This is a genomic window from Agrobacterium sp. ST15.13.015 (assembly GCF_027871645.1).
Lineage (GTDB): Bacteria > Pseudomonadota > Alphaproteobacteria > Rhizobiales > Rhizobiaceae > Agrobacterium > Agrobacterium leguminum.
Map to the genome: position 1 here is coordinate 18,318 of NZ_JAQAHF010000021.1, position 18,649 is coordinate 36,966.

Here is an 18,649-nt window from a genome sequence, read left to right on the forward strand (position 1 = left end):
GCGTTAAAGCTTGAGGCCATCAACGCTCACGACGCCGAAAGGATTGAATTTATATTCGTCCTCCTCATACCGTGTGTCGTCGGCGAGGGAGGCGCCACGGCCCTTCAGAGTGGCTTCAACGCCTTCACGCGCCATTTGCTCGGCGATATCGTCTATCAAGGCGGCTATCTTCAGTTGTTGGGCGTTCGTCGATGGCTGGTCTTGGTCTTTTTTGGTGAAGCGTATCTGCACATCGGGCAGGCCGATCAGGTGAAACCCAACGCTCGTCATGCCTTCGGCATCGTCTCCTATGGGGCGGCGTGCGAAAGCCAGACGACAGGTTCTGGCAAGCGCCATCCCGTCATCGGCCGCCGCCTCGCCACGCGACTGCTCGTAAAGCTGCTTCCAGCGCCTCGCGCCATGGGCGACGCCCGCACTTTCACCCTTCACGGCGACAGCGCCGTGATCGAGCATGTGCTGTACGAATCTGAGGGCGTTTGCGGATGTCTTCACGGCTGTTTCGGCATCCATGGATGGGCTGAGCACATAAAGAACCGAGCCGTGCGTGGCGACGGCTGCCTCATCCTCCGGCTGGTAGGCATCGGGGTCGACGCGATCCCAGCAGACATTGAACGAGCGTTCCATCCGGTCGTCCGGCTCATCCTGTGAATAATCCTCGTCGAGACTGAAATCGGGCGCAAAATCATCGATGGCGGCGCGGGCGCTCTTCTGCAGCGCCGCCAGCCCATTTTTCGTGCCAAGAAAGCAGAGGATATGCCGGGGTTTGTATTCGGAACGGGATTCGGCAAAGGCTGCAGGCTTGCCCGCTGCTGCGCCGAGAGACGGCCTTGCCAGCACAAGGCCGCCCAGAAATGCGAGAACGCCACGACGCCCGGAATTCATTCAATACCCCCAAGGTTTCCATCGACAGGACGAGGGGGTTTTACACCGGCATATGTCATTCCGGCCATATCGCCGTTGATGTTTTTTAGCGTTTCAGCAGTCGCGGTGCAGTGCAGAGGCATACTCACGGTCCGCAGGATCAGCCTTCGGGCTGACGCCGGAGGGATGTCAGGCCGGCGCGGCCGCGTCAGCCGCCATATTGGTCATCCGTCACGTGTTCCATCCAGTCCACCACCTTGCCATCCTTGACCTCCTGGAGTGCAATATGGGTCATGGCGACATCGGGTGCTGCCCCGTGCCAGTGCCTTTCTCCCGGTGCGAACCAGACTGTATCGCCGGGACGGATTTCCTCCACCGGGCCGCCTTCGCGCTGCGCCCGGCCAAAGCCGGAGACAACAATCAGGGTCTGGCCGAGAGGATGGGTGTGCCAGGCGGTGCGGGCGCCGGGTTCGAAGGTGACCTGAGCGCCCTGAACCCGCTCGGCATCAAAGGGGTTGAAGAGGGGATCGATGCGGACCTGACCCGTGAACCATGCCTGGGGGCCTTTCGCCGATGCCCGTGTTCCTGCGCGCAATATTTCCATTAGTCGTTCTCCTGATGACTGATGCGAGGCGATTTGAAGCGGGAATCCTCCCATTGTCCACAGTGAAATGAAAACCGGCGTGATCTGTCGGCCAAGGGCGTTTTCCGAAGCTCCGTGCCGCGTTGGTTTTGGCCCATGTCGCGATTTTTCAAGCCTTTTCCGTAGGTAGGAACTGCTCATCCGCCACCGTTCCACACCCTGCGATAAAAATTATTCTCGGGATTGACTCGTTTATGAAAACGGTTACATTTGCCGATGTAAACGGTTTCATTAGTTAAAAACCGTGCTTGGAGGAGCAAATTTCATGTTTAGACATTTGATGGCTGCTGCCGCGATGGTGCTGGCGGCGGGCACGTCGGCGCATGCCCAGGAGCAGAGCTTCAAGATCGGTCTTTCCAATTCTTTCGTCGGCAGCGAATGGCGCACGCAGATGATCGAAGAGGCTCAGGCTGCCGCCAAAGCCTGGGGCGAAAAGGGCGTCAAGGTTGAGGTTGTCGTTCAGAGCGGCAATGTCGATGTGCAGGGGCAAATCGGCCATATCCGCAATTTCATGAACCAGGGCGTCGATGCTATCCTGATCAATCCCGGCAGCCCGACGGCCTTCGATCCGATCTTCGCGCAGGCCAAGGCGCGCAACATTCTCGTCATCGCAACCGACGCCGAAGTGTCCTCGAAGGATGCGATCTATGTCGGCATCGACCAGAAGGCATGGGCGGCGCAATCCGCGCAATGGCTTGCGGATGCGCTGAAGGGCAAGGGAAGCGTCGTCGCCATCAACGGCATCGCCGGCAACCCCGCCAACGAAGCCCGCGTTGCCGGTTATCGCGAAGTGTTCAAGAAATACCCTGACATCAAGGTGCTGAACGAAGCCAATGCGAGCTGGGATCAGGCGCAGGGCCAGCAGGCCATGCAGAACCTTCTCGCCACCTATCCCGATATCAGCGGTGTGTGGGTGCAGGACGGCATGGCGGACGGCGCATGGCGCGCCATCGAAGTCGCCGGCAAGACCAAGGACATTGCCGCGACCGGTGAAATCCGCAAGGACTTCATGACCCGCTGGGAAAAGGAAAAGTTCAATTCCGGCGCTTCGGTCAATCCTCCGGGTGTCATGGCCAGCGCGCTCAACGTCGCTGTCCTGAAGCTGCAGGGCAAGGAATTCAAGGACGGTATTTTCGGCGGCACCTATGGTAACGCCATCTATATTCCGATCCCCTTCGTCAGCAATGACAACCTTGCCGACAACATCAAGGCTGCCGATGGCAAGCCGGGCTACTGGTCCGTCACGGCAACCGTGACGCCGGAGCAGGCTGGCGAGTTCTTCAAGTAAGACCGCTCTCGGGCTGGCGGCGAACGCCGGCCCGAACCACAATTTCGAGTGCGGACCGCGCCTTGGCCATCCGCCTGTGACAAGCATTATTCGGGGACATGCGATGGCGAACGCTTTGGAAGCGGCCGGCATAACGAAGAATTTTGGCGCGGTACGCGCGCTTTCCGACGGCAGGCTGACGGTTGGTCGCGGTGAAATTCACGCGCTTCTGGGCGCCAATGGCTGCGGCAAGAGCACGCTCTGCAAGATCGTCGCGGGCGCGGTCGCGCCGACCAGCGGCACGATCAGGTTCAATGGCGAAGACGTGCGCTTCAAAAGCCCGCGGGACGCCGAAAATGCCGGTATTGCGCTGTTTTATCAGGAACTCAGCCTCGTTCCACAGCTTTCGGTCGCCAATAATATCTTTCTCGGCCGCGAGCCGAAACGCGGCATCTTTGTCGACGGCAAGGCGCTGAAGGCCGAAGCGGCGAGGCTGATCGCGCTGTTCGATGGCGTGGCTGGCGAAGGCCTGGAGCCGGATGCAATCGTCGGCAATCTGCCGCCAGATCAGCGCCAGCTCGTCGAAATCCTCAAGGTCTTCGCGCAGAATGCAAGCCTGATGATCATGGACGAGGCGACGGCGGCGCTCGATGGCCGCCAGTCCCAGCGTTTTTTCGAGATACTCCGGGCCAAGAAGGCGGACGGTGTCTCCACCATTATGATTTCCCACCGTCTCGATGAGGTTTTCGCCGTCTGCGACCGCATCACCGTGATGCGCAACGGCGCGACGATTTCCGAACTCGATACGGCAGCCACCACCCGTGAGGCCGTCGTCCATGACATGGTCGGCGATGTTCGGGCCGCTCCTGCCCGTCAAAACGGGCGTTCGGCTGCTGCGCCGAGCCTGAAGCTTACGGATGTTGCGGGTGAGGGCGTTCGCGGTGTCACTCTCGAAGCCTATCCGGGCGAAATCGTCGGTCTGGCCGGTCTGCAAGGTCAGGGCCAGTCGGCCTTGCTGAAGGGTCTTTTCGGTGCCAACCCATTTGCTGCCGGCCAAATCCGGTTTGAGGGTCGTGAAATCACCATCGGCAAACCTTCGCAGGCGGTTCATAGTGGTTTTGCCTATGTTTCCGGTGACCGTGGCCGTGACGCTTCCCTTCAGGGCCGGTCGATCTTCGAAAATCTCGTCGCGGCGCTGATGGTGCGCGAGAAGATGCGGCTGGTCCGTCCCGCGACGCTGAAACCGCGCGTGCAGAAGGTCGCGGATGACATGAAGACGAAGTTCGCCGGCCTCGATATGCCGATCGGCACGCTTTCGGGCGGCAACCAGCAGAAAATCTTTATCTCCCGCTGGCTCGCCACCGCACCGAAACTGCTGCTGCTCGACGATCCGACCAAGGGCATCGATCTCGGCGCGAAGGCCGATCTCTTCGCCCTGATGCGGCAACAGGCCGATGCTGGCGCGACCATCCTTCTTTATTCCTCGGAGGATGCGGAAATCCTCGAATATGCCGACCGCATTCTTGTGTTCAACGGTGGACGCATTTCCGCGGAACTGACCGGAGCCGACATGACATCCGTAAACATGACCCGCGCCGCCTATGGAGATGCCGCATGAGCGCCTCCGGTTTTCTGCGCAGGCAGCCATGGGTCATCACCCTCGTCGTACTGGCGCTTCTCGTCGCCGTGAACACGTTTCTGCAGCCTTCCTTCGTTCAGCCCTCCGTGCTGCAATCGAACCTGACGACGTTTCTGCCGCTGATCCTGGTCGCCATTGGCCAGACCTATGTCATTCTTGCGGGCGATATCGATCTGTCGGTTGGTAGTATCGTGGCGCTTGCCAATGTCGTCACCGTCAGCGTCATCGCAGCACTCGGCGGCACGACGGGCGCCGTCTTCGCCGGCATGGCGGCGGGTGCGGCTGTCGGGTTGCTTTGTGGGCTGGTCAATGGCCTCTTCATATCCGGCCTGCGCTTCCAGCCAATCGTCACCACCTTCGCAACCGGCATCATCTTCGCCGGGCTGGCGATCTGGGTGCTGCCACAGGCGGGCCTTCCGGTGCCGGAAGCCTATTGGCAGACCTATTCCGGCAGCTTCATCGGCTTGCCCTTCGTGCTGTGGGTGCTGATTGGGGGCATTGCCTTCACCCTCATCGTGTCGCGCATTCCGTTTCATACGCACCTGTTGGCCGTCGGCGGCAATCGCACCGGTGCCTTCCAGACGGGTCTGCGCCTCTCGGGTATCCGCATCGGCGCATATATGATCTCCGGTCTGTTCTCGGCGCTGGCGGCGCTGTGTCTCACCGGTGAGACCGCTTCCGGCGACCCTCTGCTGGGCGCAAGTCTGGCGCTCTCCTCCATCTCTGCCGTGGTTCTGGGCGGCACCGCACTTTCGGGCGGTTTCGGCAGCTCGACAGGGTCGATTGCCGGCGCGCTGGTGCTCGGCATGATCGGTAATGTGATTTTCTTTGCGGGCCTGCCCTTCGAGTACCAGACACTGGTGCAGGGTTTGATCGTGCTGACGGCGCTGGCCGGCGGCGTTCTGGTGACGAGGCGTTGATATGACCAATCCCGGCTTGCAAATCAAAACCCTCCTCACAGATCCCTTGACCATCGCGATTGGCGCATCGGTCTTCCTGCTATTGGTCGGCGAATTGCTGTCGCCGGGCTTCGCTCAGGGCTCGCAGATCGTGCGGCTGCTGACGATTGCCGCCATTCTCGGCATTGTCGCGGCGGGCCAGAACCTTGTCATCCTCGGCGGGCGTGAAGGCATCGACCTTTCCGTCGGCGCGATGATCTCGCTGGGCGCCGTCCTTGCCGGCAATATGATGAACGGCCAGAATGCGGGCATTCCGCTTGCCATTCTCGTTGCAGGCGGCATCCCCTTCCTGATCGGCCTCATCAACGGCCTCGGCATCACCTTCGTGCGCATTCCGCCGTTGGTCATGACGCTTGGCATGACGGCGGTTATTCAGGGCGGGCTGGTTGTCTATTCGCAGGGCGTTCCCTCTGGCGCGGCTGCCCCCCTGCTGGCGGGTTTCATCAACCGGCCGCTCATCTTCGGCATTCCCGGCGTGCTTTTCGTCTGGCTGGGCATCGCCGCGATCATGCTGTTCGTGCTGCGCCGCACGGCCTTCGGTTTCGCCATTTATGCCATCGGCTCGAACGAGCGGGCGGCGACGCTCACCGGTTTGCCCGTTTCGCTCATCCGCACGCTGCTTTATGGCCTTTCCGGCCTGTTTGCCGGGCTGACCGGGGTGTGCGTCATCGGTTACACCGGCACGTCCTTCATCTCCGTCGGTGACCAATATGTGCTTCCGTCGATCATCGCGGTCGTCATCGGCGGCACTTCGCTTGCCGGCGGTGCGGGCGGATATGTCGGAACCATGGCCGGGGCTGTTGCGCTCACCATTCTGCAAAGCGTACTGATAACGCTCAACCTCGATGTATGGGCACGGCAGATCATATTCGGTGTCACGTTGCTAGCGCTGATGCTGCTTTATGGCCGCCAAAAGCAGTTGCGTGTGTGACAGATGAGCAAAGACCAAGGTTCGAATATCAGGGAAGTGGCAGCTCTAGCGGGCGTTTCCATCGCGACCGTATCGCGGGCGCTGCAGCAACCCGACAAGGTTCGCCCGGAAACCCGCAAGAAGGTTTTCGACGCCGTCCGGCAAGCGAACTTCGTTCCCAATGCGCAGGCGGCGAGCTTCCGGCGTCAGTCCAACAACACCGTCATCCTTCTCGTTCGCGATATCGGTAACCCGTTTTATCTCGAAATCTACAAGGGCGTTGAGGAAGCGGCGGGCGAAGCGGGCTACAAGGTGCTGATGGGCGACGCCCGCAACGATGAGAACCGCGTGGCGACCCATATCGACATGGTGCGCCAGAAACATGCCGACGGCCTGATCCTGATGACCGGCCAGTTTCCCGCCGAGCTTCTCGAACAGGGCGATGCGCTGCCGCCGATCGTGATCGCGTCGGAAACGGTGCCCGGCCTCGCTCTGCCGACCGTCAAGGTGGACAACCGCGCCGCCTCCAAAAACGCCATGTGCCACCTCATCGACGCTGGACATCAAAGGATCGTGCATCTGGCCGGTCCGGTTCCGGAAAGTCTGGCGCAGGAGCGTTTCGATGGTTATCGCGCGGCACTTGCCGAAGCCGGCATCGCTTATGACGACGAACTTGTCGTGACGGGCGATTACAGCATCGAGGCCGGCCGTCAGGCGATTGCGTCTCTTCTCGAAGGTCGCATCGCCTTCACCGCGATTTTCGCATCGAGCGACCAGATGGCGATTGGCGCGATCAGCGAATTGCGTGCGCGCGGCGTTTCGGTTCCGGCCGATGTCTCCGTCATCGGCTTCGATGACATCATTTTCGCCAATGCGTTTGAGCCGCCGCTGACGACGGTGCGCCAGCCTCGCCAGGAGATGGGCCGCAAGGCCATGGCGCTGATGGTGGACCGGCTGAACGGAAAGCGGACGGCCGAGACCATCGTGCTGGATACGGAACTGGTGGTGCGCGGCTCGGTCGCGCCCTGCCGCCCGCCGCATCGGTAGCGGCCAGACTGTGAATGCAAGGAGTGTAAGGACATGAAGACGATCAAAGGCCCGGCGATTTTCCTCGCGCAATTTGCCGGAGACGAGGCCCCTTTCGACACGCTCGACAATCTCGGCCAATGGGCGGCTTCCCTCGGTTACAAGGGCATTCAGGTGCCGACCGATCCCAGACTCTTCGATCTTGAGAAAGCCGCTGCATCCAAGACCTATTGCGACGATATCAAGGGCCGGCTGGCGCAAATGGGTATCGAGATCACCGAGCTTTCGACCCATATTCAGGGCCAGCTCGTGGCCGTTCACCCGGCCTATGACGAAATGTTCGACGGTTTTGCGCCCGCTGAACTGCGCGGCAAACCGCAGGCGCGGCAGGAATGGGCGGTGAACCAGCTGAAATACGCGGCGAAAGCCTCGCAGCATCTCGGCCTCAAAAGCCACGCCAGTTTCTCCGGCGCACTCGCCTGGCCCTTCGTTTACCCCTGGCCGCAGCGTCCGGCTGGTCTTGTCGAAATGGCCTTTGCCGAACTGGGCAAGCGCTGGACACCCATTCTCGATGTCTTCGAGGAGAATGGCATCGATCTCTGCTACGAACTGCATCCCGGTGAGGATTTGCACGACGGCATTACCTTCGAGCGCTTTCTTGCAGCCACCGGCAATCACCCGCGCGCCAACATCCTCTACGATCCCTCCCACTTCGTCCTTCAGGCGATGGATTATCTGGATTTCATCGACATCTACCATGAGCGTATCCAAGCCTTCCACGTCAAGGATGCCGAGTTCAATCCGACCGGCCGTTCCGGCGTTTATGGCGGTTATCAAGGCTGGGTCGACCGGCCGGGACGTTTCCGTTCGCTGGGCGATGGGCATGTCGATTTCGGCGCGGTGTTTTCCAAGCTCACCCAATATGATTTCGACGGCTGGGCGGTGCTGGAGTGGGAATGTGCGCTGAAGCATCCGGAAGACGGCGCGCGCGAAGGTGCCGGCTTCATTGAAAACCATATCATCCGCGTGACCGAACGGGCTTTCGACGATTTCGCCAAGAGTGGCATCGATGATGCCGCCAATCGCCGCCTTCTCGGACTTTGAAAGGGATAGCCATGTCCTCCGCTACAAAGAAATTCGATAGCCGCCGTATCCGTCTCGGAATGGTGGGTGGTGGTCAGGGCGCCTTTATCGGTGCGGTGCACCGTATTGCGGCCCGGCTGGATGACCGTTACGAGCTGGTGGCCGGCGCGCTCTCCTCCGATCCCGCGCGTGCAGCCGCTTCGGCGACCCTGCTCGGCATTGCACCGGAGCGGTCCTATGCTTCGTTTGAGGACATGGCGGCGGCCGAGGCTGGACGAGAGGACGGTATCGAGGCGGTCGCTATCGTCACCCCGAACCATCTGCATTTCGCCCCGTCCAAGGCCTTTCTCGACGCCGGTATCCACGTCATCTGCGACAAGCCGGTTACCGCGACGCTGGAGGAAGCGAAGGCACTGGCCGAGATCGTCAGGGCATCCGACAGCCTGTTCATCCTGACGCATAATTACACCGGCTACGCGATGCTGCGGCAGATGCGGGAAATGGTGGCGCGTGGCGACATCGGCAAGCTGCGCCATGTCCAGGCTGAATATGCGCAGGACTGGCTGACCGAAGCCGTTGAAAAGACAGGCGCAAAGGGAGCGGAATGGCGCACGGACCCCAGCCGTTCCGGCGCTGGCGGGGCAATCGGCGATATCGGCACGCACGCTTTCAACGCCGCCGCCTTTGTGACGGGTGAAATCCCGACAAGCCTTTATGCCGATCTGACGTCGTTCGTTCCGGGCCGGCAGCTGGATGACAGCGCCAATATTCTGCTTCGTTATGCAAGCGGCGCAAAAGGCATGCTCTGGGCGAGCCAGATCGCGGTTGGCAACGAAAACGCCCTGTCGCTCAGGGTCTATGGCGACAAGGGCGGGCTTGAATGGCACCACCGGGTGCCGGATGAGTTGTGGTTCACGCCTTATGGCGAGCCGAAGCGGCTGATCACCCGCAATGGCGCGGGTGCAGGCGATGCCGCCAACCGCGTCAGCCGTGTGCCATCGGGGCACCCGGAAGGATATCTCGAGGGTTTTGCGACGATCTACCGCGAAGCCGCAGATGCAATCATCGCAAAGAGGGAGGGAAAAACGGCCGCCGGGGATGTGATTTATCCCGGCATAGAGGACGGCCTTGCGGGTCTCGCATTCATCGATGCGGCCGTCCGGTCCAGTCGGACCTCGTCCTGGGTCGGGATCGACATCTAGTTCACCCAATATCGGGCACGGACGACGCAGGGCACAGGAGGCGGTGCCCGACATGACCCGGCCAGACGGCCGGGAAAGGCGAGGGCACGCGTGTCGTCACATTGATCAAACGGAAAGGGAGTTACGCGTTTGAAAACGTTCAAGTCAAAATTCGCTGGCATGGCATTCGTGGTTGGACTGGCGGCCGGTTTCGCAAATCCGGTTTTTGCCGATGACAGCAAGGTGCTGCCGATTGCGGCGCAGATGTACACGCTGCGCAATTCCGGAACGCTGGAAGAACAGCTTGCCATTCTCAACCGCGCTGGCGTCTACGCCGTTGAAACGGTGGACATGCAGAAGGTCAGCGCCGGCGAACTGAACACGCTGCTGGAAAAGCACAAGATCAAGGTCATTTCCTCGCATGTGCCGATCGACAAGCTGCGCGGCAATCTCGATGAGGTCATCACCGAGCAGAAGGCTGTCGGCAACGCGGTCGTTACCGTGCCGTTCCTGAAGCCGGAAGACCGCCCGAAGGACGCCGCCGGCTGGACCGCCTTCGGCAAGGAGCTTGGCGGTTACGCGGACAAGCTTTCCGCAGCAGGCCTCTCCATGGCCTATCACAACCACGACTTCGAGATGGTCAAATTCGACGGCAAGACGGCGCTCGAACTGCTGCTCGACGCGGCAGGCCCGAAGCTGCAGGCCGAAGTCGATGTCGCCTGGGTGGCGCGCAGTGGCAATGATCCGGCTGAATTCCTCGGCACCTTGAAGGGCAAGGTTTTCGCCATCCACGCCAAGGACAATGCACCGGCCGGCACGGCGGAAAACGAGCGCGGCTTCGCCACACTCGGCACCGGCGTTCTCGACTGGAAAACGATCCTGCCGGCGGCCAAACATGCCGGCGCAAAATGGTTCATCCTTGAACACGATCTTCCGCTCGATGCTGAAGCCGTCGTGACCAAGGGCAACGCGTTCCTCAATGAACGCCTTCCGACCATTCAGTAAACACTGCCAGTAAAAACCAGAACCGCTCCCCGGCGGCCGGTTTCGGCGGGGAGCATGAGGTTCGACAGACGCATGACCATTTTCCGCCGCGCCGCGACGGGAAGCGCTTTGTCCTGTCGTTTTTTCCAAGCTCACATCGGAGGAGTTATCATGGCAAACAATCATTATGATGCGATTGTTGTCGGCTCGGGCATCAGTGGAGGCTGGGCCGCAAAGGAACTCACGCAAAAGGGCCTGAAGGTCCTGATGCTGGAGCGCGGCCGTAATATCGAGCACATAACCGACTATCAGAATGCCGACAAGGAAGCCTGGGATTACCCCCATCGCAACCGCGCCACGCAGGAGATGAAGGCGAAATACCCCGTTCTCAGCCGCGATTACCTGCTGGAAGAGGCGACGCTCGGCATGTGGGCCGACGAGCAGGAAACGCCCTATGTCGAGGAAAAGCGCTTCGACTGGTTCCGTGGTTACCATGTCGGCGGCCGCTCGCTGCTCTGGGGCCGCCAGACCTATCGCTGGTCGCAGACCGATTTCGAGGCCAATGCGAAAGAAGGCATCGCCGTCGATTGGCCAATCCGCTATGAAGACGTTTCTCCCTGGTATGACTATGTCGAGCGCTTCGCAGGCATTTCCGGCAGCCGCGAGGGGCTGGATATTCTCCCTGATGGCGATTTCCTGCCGCCCATTCCGCTCAATTTCGTGGAGCAGGATGTGGCCAGCCGGCTGAAGAAGGCGTTCAAGGGCACGCGCCACCTCATCAATTCACGCTGCGCCAACATTACCCAGGAACTTCCCGATCAGGAGCGCACGCGCTGTCAGTTCCGCAACAAGTGTCGGTTGGGCTGTCCCTTCGGCGGCTATTTCAGCACGCAGGCATCCACCCTGCCTGCGGCGGTCGCCACCGGCAATCTGACGCTCAGGCCTTTCTCCATCGTCAAGGAAATCCTTTACGACAAGGACAAGAAGAAGGCGCGCGGCGTCGAGATCATCGATGCCGAAACCAACCTGACCTACGAATACACCGCCGACATCATCTTCCTGAACGCCTCGACGCTGAACTCGACATGGGTGCTGATGAATTCGGCCACCGATGTCTGGGAGGGCGGTCTCGGCAGCAGCTCCGGCGAGCTCGGCCATAACGTGATGGACCACCATTTCCGCATGGGCGCCACCGGCCAGGTGGAAGGCTTCGAGGACTTCTATTTCAAGGGCCGCCGTCCGGCGGGCTTCTACATTCCGCGTTTCCGCAATACCGGTGACGACAAGCGTAAATATCTGCGCGGTTTCGGGTATCAGGGCTCCGCCAGCCGCTCGCGCTGGGAACGGGAGATCGCCGAACTCAATATCGGCGCCGACTACAAGGAGGCACTGACCGATCCGGGCGGCTGGACCATCGGCATGACCGCCTTCGGTGAAATGCTTCCCTATCACGACAACCGCGTGAAGCTCGATCATGACAAGAAGGACAAGTGGGGCCTTCCGGTCCTCTCCATGAATGTCGAGATGAAGCAGAACGAACTCGACATGCGCGAAGACATGGTCAATGACGCCGTCGAAATGTTCGAGGCGGTCGGCATCAAGAACGTCAAGCCCTCGCGGGGCAGCTATGCGCCGGGCATGGGCATTCACGAAATGGGAACGGCCCGCATGGGGCGCGACCCGAAAACCTCCGTCCTCAACGGCAACAACCAGGTCTGGGATGCACAGAACGTCTTTGTCACCGACGGCGCCTGCATGACTTCGGCCTCCTGCGTCAACCCGTCTCTGACCTATATGGCGCTGACGGCGCGTGCCGCCGATTTTGCCGTTTCCGAACGCAAGAAGGGGAACCTGTGATGAACAGACGCGAACTGCTGAAACTGATAGCCATTGCCACCGGCCTTCCGCTGATCGGCGCGGATGTCCTCACGGCTGCCGAAAACGCCGCCAAGCCCGCCGGCGCTACCCACGTCTTCACCCCGGAGGAAATCCGCTTTCTGGACGAGGTGGCGGAAACCATCATTCCCCGCACCTCCACGCCGGGCGCCAAGGATGCTGAAGTGGGAGCATTCATGGCCGTCTATGCGGCCGATTGTTATACCGACGAACAGCGGACACTTTTCCTTTCGGCGATTTCCGACATCGAAAAGCGTAGTCAGGCCGAACACAAGAAGGGCTTTCTGGAGCTGACGCCGGAACAGCGGCAGGCGCTGCTTGCCGCGCTGGACAAGCAGGCCAAGGCGGAACAGACGCCTGCAAAGCCGCACGCCTTCACGCTGGTCAAGCAACTGACGCTGCTCGGCTTCTTCACCTCGAAGATCGGGGCCACGGAAGTTCTCGTCTACGACGAAATTCCCGGCGGTTTCGAAGATCGCGTTCCCTACAAGAAGGGCACGCCCGCCTGGGGCACGACCTGAAGAGAGAACCGTTGGCCCGTCCGCATTTGCAGACGGGCCACACTCAAGCGGCAAGACAAGGATGACACGATGCGCAAGACAGTAATCATCGCGGCGGCTATGCTGACCGCAAGCACCGTTCCCGCTCTTTCTGAGGGCGATGTTGCCAAGGGGGAGGCCGTGTTCAAGCGCTGTTCCGCCTGCCACGCCATCGGCGAGGGCGCGAAAAACAGGGTCGGCCCGCAGCTTAACGGTATCATTAGCCGTGCAGCGGGCGGCGTGCCTGACTATACTTATTCGGCTGCGATGAAAAAAGCGGGCGAGGACGGCCTTGTCTGGACACCGGATGAATTGCGGGATTTCCTGAGCGCGCCGAAAAAGAAAATACCCGGCAACAAGATGGCGCTGGCCGGCATCAGCAAGCCGGAAGATCTGGACAATCTCATCGCCTATATCGAAAGCGCCGCTTCGAAGCCTGCTGAGTGAGAGCAGCACGGCTGCCCGGTGGAAGTAAAACTCCTGGCGAAGATCAGGCGCCTGCGCGCTACACCTGGCTCACTTCGCCCTCCGCCAGCTGCGCGAGGCCCGGCAGATTGCAGACCAGAAGCTTCTGCCGTCCGCCCTGCACCAGCCCCTTACTCTCCCAACTGCTGAGGATGCGGGAAACGGTGTGCAGTGTCGTGCCGGTCATTTCGGCTATATCCTGTCGCGAGATTGGAAAGTCGATGCGGATACCGTCCAACTCCTTGCGCCCCGCCTGCTGGGAAAGGCGCAGCACGGCGTGGGCCACCCGGCGCTCCACTTCCTGCGTCGACATTTCGCGGATACGTGTATGGGCTTCCTCGAGACGCTGGCCGATGGTCTGCATGGCGGAGACGGCGAGGTGCGGGTTCTGTTCGACGAATTGCGGCCATAGATCGGTTTGCCAGGAGAGTATCACGCTTTCGGCAGCCGTCGTGGCGGTGCCGGGATAATCCAACCTTTGCAGCGCCCGGGCAAAACCGAAGAGATCGCCGGGATGCACCACGCGCACGATGATCTGCTGGCCGTCATGGGTCACCTGCGTCACCTTCAGGCGGCCGTGAATGAGCAGGAAAAAATGCGTGGCCGGCTGGCCCTGCTCGAAAATGGCTTCGCCCGGCGGCACCAGCCGGGATGTGGCGTGGGTCAGCAGTCCGTCCAGCTCATCGTCGGCCATCTTGGCAAACAAGGCCAGCGACCGGATGACGCTTCGGTCAATCTTCACTTGCACCCTCTCCGGTGATTGGCCGCCGCCCTGGTTCCCGCAATGGGCACCCCGGGTGTCGGCCTCTTCTGTATCCTCACAATACAGCACTATCACGGGCTGAAGAAGATCAAATGATATGAATCAACCGATTGTTTTTATTGACGATTATCAAGAAAACAGAGCGGCTGCGCCAAGCTTTTCGAGAAGCGGCGCATACCAGCGCGTATCCTTCACCAGCCGGAAACCCAGATTATCCGGCGGCACGCCGACGGCGCAGCCGCCGCTCTTCGGGTTCTTGACGAAGGCGCTCATCGCCGCCCGGTGTTTTCCCGAGGCGACGGGAATGCCGCAGGAGGCGACGGTATCGACTACCTCGCCATCCTTGCCGAGTGTCACGCGGCGGCTGCAACTCGAGGTCCATTCCCAGACATTGCCGCCGAAATCAGCAAGGCCATATTCGTTTTCGCCGAAGCTGCCATAGGATTGCGGAACGGGATTGCCCGAGGCCTTGCGGCTGGTCTGCCGCTCGTAATCCGCCAGCCAGCGCAAAGCGGGGTTTTCAGTGTCCGCAGCCACACCGAGCGTCTCATCCGGGAAAAGCGACCCGGCGGCGAAGGCCAGTTCAGCGTCGCTCGGCAGGCGCCAGACCTCGCCTGTCCGCTCGCTCAGCCACTTTGCATAGGCGCGGGCGTCGTCCTGGCTGATGCCGGTTGCCGGTATCTCGCCGCCGACGGGGGCGGCAAAGCCGGGTTCCGGCTGCTGACAACCGCCTTCCTCCACGCAGCGTGCATAGTCCGCGCTCGATACCTGATATTTCATGATCGTCAGATTTCGCCGCATCGTTACGTCAACCATCGGCCCATCGACAGCATACCCATTGCGGAAATATTCGCCCTCCGCCCGGTAGGTGAAATGTCCGGCGGGCACTGTAACGACCTGTGGTGCCGTCATGGCGGCGCGTGGATCGGCGCCGCTGCGGATGATCCCGGACTGGAAACCGATGGCCGTTGCCAGCAGCGTGGCAAGCGAGAGCGGGAGAAGAAGCGAGACGGCATTTGGGAAATGGCTGTTGCCGGGAATGCCCATGGGAACCTGCCTGCGTCGAGAAGACGCCAGAGTTCGGGCCTGCTTTCAGGCCGCAAAGCAGAAGGGGGAGCGCGCCGCACCTGCTCGCGGCGCGCTCCGGTTTGCGTCAGATGCTCGACGGGGCGAGCACCGCCTGCATCAAGTTGTTGTTCCACTCACCCGTCACCTTGAAGTGGGCGGCCGCGCCCAGTTCGAAGGCTTCGATGAGGTTGTGGTTGACATAGGCGTAGATGCCGGGCTGCTCAAAGGTATAGAAGGCCGCGCCCGCCGTGCCGCCGGGAATGAACCAGGTTTCCTGGTCGAGATCCGGTGGGTTGCGGAACTTGCCCGTCGCCCAGACATAATCGCCGTGACCGCCGATCAGGTGCGGGCGGGTATCACGGTTTGCCTGCGAATGGACGATCAGCACCTTCTCGCCAACGGCGGCCTGAAGGGCGTGTTCCCCGGTCAGGGCGCCGACTGCGCCGTTGAAGACGATGTGGCTCGGCGTCAGCTTGCGCATCACCTCCAGCGTGTCGGCCATGGCGTCGCCGGCGCTTTCATATTTCTTGAAATTGCCGTTCTCGTCGCGCGGGATGTAGAAGTCCTGCTCGCCGACATAATAAACCTTGTCATAAACAAGTTCCTTGCCGTGGCCGTCCGTCAGGCCCTCTCGCGGCAACACCATGATCGCGCCATTCATGCCCGAGGTGACGTGCCAGGGCACCATGCCGGGAGGTGCGCAGTGATAGACAAAGACGCCGGCCTTGGTGGCCTTGAAGCGCAGGATCGCTTTTTCACCGGGGTTGACGATGGTGAGCCCGCCGCCGCCGAGCGCGCCGGTGGCCGAGTGGAAATCGATATTGTGCTGCAGCTCGTTGCTATCGGGATTGATGAGGGTCAGTTCGACATAGTCGTCCTGATGCACCACCATCAGAGGCCCGGGAACCGAACCGTTGAAGGTCATGGCGTGGACCTCGGTGCCCTTGTCGTCGAGGATCATCTTCTGCTCTTTGATCGTGAGCGTGAACTCGACGATCTTCGGTCCACCTTCGGCTTTCTGCGTGTGGGCGTGCACGAAGGGCGGTTTGACGAGATCAACCTTTACGCGAGGTAGCGCTGCAATCTCCGCGCTCGTCAATGGCTTGGCTGCGGCCTTCTTTTCCTCTGCCGCGCTCGCTGCCGATGGCATGATGACGGGAGCTATAGCCCCTGCAAATGCTGCGCCTGCGAGAATATTACGCCGTGTGATGTGGAAGGTTTCCGTCATCATTTTTCTCCTATCCCTCTTGGGGCAGAGCATGTTTCGCTCTGTCACAGCATTTGTAGCGGAAGGGCGGAAATACAATTTGAGATGGAGCAAACTTCGCTTTCGGCACCCTGCGACATTTTGGCAGGCGGCCGAAGGCTGGTGTGGAAGCGTCGCACCGCCTCTTTGCCTGTTCGCAAAGAAGCCGGACGGGCTTGGGTCTAGACATATGTCAAGACCAAGCAAGGAGCATTATAATGAGTGGCAGCCAAACTGTTCTCACCGAAGGGCGCAGCCGGCCAAAGGGCGGCATTCCAAGAGGGCTGGCGCGCACCGGCCCGGTTATCTTTTCTTATGGCTTCCGGCCGTTTTTCCTCGGCGGCGCCCTCTGGGCCATCGTGGCGATGGTGTTGTGGATCGCAGCCCTTTCGGGCTTCATCGACCTCGGCGGGGATTATGGCGCACCGAACTGGCATGCCCATGAGATGCTGTTCGGTTTCGCTTCGGCGGTGCTGGCCGGTTTTCTTCTGACGGCCGTGCCGAACTGGACGGGGCGACTGCCGGTGTCGGGCAAACCGCTGGTGTGGCTGTTTGCGCTCTGGTGCGCCGGCCGGCTTTTCTTGCTTGTGCCGGATAAGGTGGGCGTGGTCACCGCCGCAGCCGTCGACGGGCTGTTCCTGCCGGCACTTCTCACGATCTGCGCGCGCGAGGTCATTGCCGGGCGCAAATGGAAGGACCTGAAGGTGCTGGGCGGGCTGCTGGCGCTTTCCGTCGCCAACATCGTATTCCACGTTGCAGCGATTGGGGGCGATCATAGCCAGATCGCGACCCGCCTTGCGGTCTCTGCCTATACCGTGCTTGTCATCATCGTCGGCGGCCGCATCGTGCCGAGTTTTACCCGCAACTGGCTGAACCGTTTCGGCCGCACGGATTTTCCAGTCCCCTATAACGGTTTCGACACCGCAGCCATCCTCACCGGTATCGCGGCGCTGGCCGTCTGGACAATAGAGCCAGGGAGCATCGTGGCCGTACCAACGGCGCTTCTGGCGGCTTTCATGCACGCCGTGCGTCTGATCCGCTGGCGCGGCTGGACGACATGGCCAGAGCAGGTGCTGGTGGTGCTGCATGTCGCCTATGCCTTCATTCCCGCCGGTTTCATCACCATAGCGCTGGCCGCGATTGACGTGATGGATACGCGCTCGGTCCTGCATGTCTTCACCGTAGGCGTTATCGGCTGCATGATGCTTGCGGTGATGACAAGAGCGAGCCTTGGCCATACCGGGCGCAAGCTCGCGGCCAGCAGGGTCACCATCGCCGCTTATGTGGCGCTGACCGCCTGCGCGCTGCTGAGACCGGCAGCCGAGTTCTTCCCCGGTGCGATGATGCATCTTTATGTCTGCTCGGCGCTTTTCTGGATCGTGGGCTTCGGTCTCTTCTGCTTCGAATATGGCCCGATCCTGATGCGCGAGCGCAAACCGCTCAAAGCATAGGCGGCTTTGTTGCGATGAGGCCAAAACGAAACGCCCCGGAAGCATTTCCGGGGCGTTTCGTTTTCGAGGGATTCGATATCTGGCTTAATGCGCGCCCGCACCGGCGCGGATGAAGATGCGAAACGCCGTGCGCGCCTCGTCGAAATTGCCGGCCCATTGATGGCCCCGGGCCAGAAGCTCGGGGTAAAGGAAAGTCGGCTCCTGCGGCATCAGCACGAAAATTACCGCGCCCAGCGGAAGGCGGTCGAGTGCTGTAAGCGTGCGGCTCGCCTGGCCTTCGGCCGTTTCGTCGCTTAGATCGAGATAAATGACCGGATCGGGCCATATCTGCGGCTCCTCAGCATTGCCCGCAAGCGCCGGCGACACGGAAATCTGCTCCACTTCAGTGGATTGCGGCGTAAACAGCACTTCCCAGTCGCCGCCGCCGATTTCCCTCACCTGATGGTCGAAACCGCGCTCGGCCATCACCTTGAACAGCGGGACGGGCCGGAAGGTGGCGTATAATCGCAGCGCCTCACCCGGCGCAAGTCCGGCCACGGCTTCCATGATGGCCGGAAAGGGCTCGCCGCCGCTCAGCAAAAGCGGCCGGACATCGAGTTCCCTGATAATTTCCGTCATTGCATCACCTCATCTGTCGGCTGGCGGCGGCAAGGGCCGGCCGCCAGAGG

At 61.0% G+C, this 18,649-nt stretch carries 18 protein-coding genes; 12 read left to right on the forward strand and 6 right to left on the reverse strand.

What is annotated here, in order from left to right; all coding sequences use genetic code 11:
- Positions 1 to 3: 3 nt before the first annotated feature.
- Together PIB16_RS23785 and PIB16_RS23790 are read right to left on the reverse strand one after the other, a co-directional pair.
- Positions 4 to 882: a hypothetical protein gene (locus tag PIB16_RS23785; protein WP_065655232.1), complete on the reverse strand. Its 879-nt coding sequence runs from the start codon at positions 880 to 882 to the stop codon at positions 4 to 6.
- 187 nt (positions 883 to 1,069) lie between these two features.
- Positions 1,070 to 1,465, reverse strand: a complete 396-nt coding sequence (locus PIB16_RS23790) for a (R)-mandelonitrile lyase (protein WP_065655233.1) — start codon at positions 1,463 to 1,465, stop codon at positions 1,070 to 1,072.
- Positions 1,466 to 1,769: 304 nt separating this feature from the next.
- Between PIB16_RS23790 and PIB16_RS23795 the strand changes: the two genes are divergently transcribed.
- The 11 genes from PIB16_RS23795 (at position 1,770) to PIB16_RS23845 (ending at position 13,435) form a co-directional block, all read left to right on the forward strand.
- A complete protein-coding gene (locus tag PIB16_RS23795) occupies positions 1,770 to 2,792 on the forward strand; it encodes a substrate-binding domain-containing protein (RefSeq protein WP_065655234.1) in 1,023 nt (340 codons plus the stop codon).
- 103 nt (positions 2,793 to 2,895) lie between these two features.
- Positions 2,896 to 4,389, forward strand: coding sequence for a sugar ABC transporter ATP-binding protein (locus tag PIB16_RS23800; RefSeq protein ID WP_065655235.1), 1,494 nt, complete (start codon positions 2,896 to 2,898; stop codon positions 4,387 to 4,389).
- The gene (locus PIB16_RS23805) at positions 4,386 to 5,330 is read left to right on the forward strand and encodes an ABC transporter permease (RefSeq protein ID WP_065655236.1); all 945 of its coding nucleotides are present in this window, start codon (positions 4,386 to 4,388) and stop codon (positions 5,328 to 5,330) included. The genes PIB16_RS23800 and PIB16_RS23805 overlap by 4 nt, the downstream gene beginning before the upstream one ends.
- Before the next feature lies 1 nt (position 5,331).
- On the forward strand, positions 5,332 to 6,300 hold the full coding sequence (locus tag PIB16_RS23810; RefSeq protein WP_065117786.1) for an ABC transporter permease: 969 nt from the start codon (positions 5,332 to 5,334) through the stop codon (positions 6,298 to 6,300).
- A gap of 3 nt (positions 6,301 to 6,303) precedes the next feature.
- A complete protein-coding gene (locus tag PIB16_RS23815) occupies positions 6,304 to 7,326 on the forward strand; it encodes a LacI family DNA-binding transcriptional regulator (protein WP_065655237.1) in 1,023 nt (340 codons plus the stop codon).
- A gap of 33 nt (positions 7,327 to 7,359) precedes the next feature.
- Positions 7,360 to 8,409, forward strand: a complete 1,050-nt coding sequence (locus PIB16_RS23820) for a sugar phosphate isomerase/epimerase family protein (protein ID WP_065655238.1) — start codon at positions 7,360 to 7,362, stop codon at positions 8,407 to 8,409.
- An 11-nt stretch (positions 8,410 to 8,420) separates the two neighbouring features.
- Positions 8,421 to 9,590, forward strand: coding sequence for a Gfo/Idh/MocA family protein (locus PIB16_RS23825; protein WP_065655239.1), 1,170 nt, complete (start codon positions 8,421 to 8,423; stop codon positions 9,588 to 9,590).
- Positions 9,591 to 9,719: 129 nt separating this feature from the next.
- Complete coding sequence (locus PIB16_RS23830) at positions 9,720 to 10,574, forward strand: sugar phosphate isomerase/epimerase family protein (RefSeq protein ID WP_065655240.1); 855 nt, start codon at positions 9,720 to 9,722, stop codon at positions 10,572 to 10,574.
- Between the two features lie 150 nt (positions 10,575 to 10,724).
- On the forward strand, positions 10,725 to 12,410 hold the full coding sequence (locus PIB16_RS23835) for a GMC oxidoreductase (protein ID WP_065655241.1): 1,686 nt from the start codon (positions 10,725 to 10,727) through the stop codon (positions 12,408 to 12,410).
- A complete protein-coding gene (locus PIB16_RS23840; RefSeq protein ID WP_065655242.1) occupies positions 12,410 to 12,970 on the forward strand; it encodes a gluconate 2-dehydrogenase subunit 3 family protein in 561 nt (186 codons plus the stop codon). The genes PIB16_RS23835 and PIB16_RS23840 overlap by 1 nt, the downstream gene beginning before the upstream one ends.
- A 69-nt stretch (positions 12,971 to 13,039) precedes the next feature.
- Entirely contained in the window at positions 13,040 to 13,435 is a 396-nt protein-coding gene (locus PIB16_RS23845; RefSeq protein ID WP_065655243.1) for a c-type cytochrome, read from the forward strand.
- 58 nt (positions 13,436 to 13,493) lie between these two features.
- On the opposite strand, the gene PIB16_RS23850 is transcribed toward PIB16_RS23845, so the two are convergent.
- The 3 genes from PIB16_RS23850 to nirK form a co-directional block, all read right to left on the reverse strand.
- Positions 13,494 to 14,195, reverse strand: a complete 702-nt coding sequence (locus PIB16_RS23850; RefSeq protein ID WP_065655244.1) for a Crp/Fnr family transcriptional regulator — start codon at positions 14,193 to 14,195, stop codon at positions 13,494 to 13,496.
- Between the two features lie 150 nt (positions 14,196 to 14,345).
- Entirely contained in the window at positions 14,346 to 15,263 is a 918-nt protein-coding gene (locus PIB16_RS23855) for an SUMF1/EgtB/PvdO family nonheme iron enzyme (RefSeq protein ID WP_065655245.1), read from the reverse strand.
- 106 nt (positions 15,264 to 15,369) lie between these two features.
- The gene (nirK, locus tag PIB16_RS23860; RefSeq protein WP_065655301.1) at positions 15,370 to 16,512 is read right to left on the reverse strand and encodes a copper-containing nitrite reductase; all 1,143 of its coding nucleotides are present in this window, start codon (positions 16,510 to 16,512) and stop codon (positions 15,370 to 15,372) included.
- Positions 16,513 to 16,748: 236 nt separating this feature from the next.
- Between nirK and PIB16_RS23865 the strand changes: the two genes are divergently transcribed.
- Entirely contained in the window at positions 16,749 to 17,981 is a 1,233-nt protein-coding gene (locus PIB16_RS23865) for an NnrS family protein (protein WP_104679867.1), read from the forward strand.
- Positions 17,982 to 18,065: 84 nt separating this feature from the next.
- Here PIB16_RS23865 and PIB16_RS23870 read toward each other — a convergent pair whose 3' ends face one another.
- A complete protein-coding gene (locus PIB16_RS23870) occupies positions 18,066 to 18,599 on the reverse strand; it encodes a DUF2249 domain-containing protein (protein WP_104679868.1) in 534 nt (177 codons plus the stop codon).
- Positions 18,600 to 18,649 lie beyond the last annotated feature (50 nt).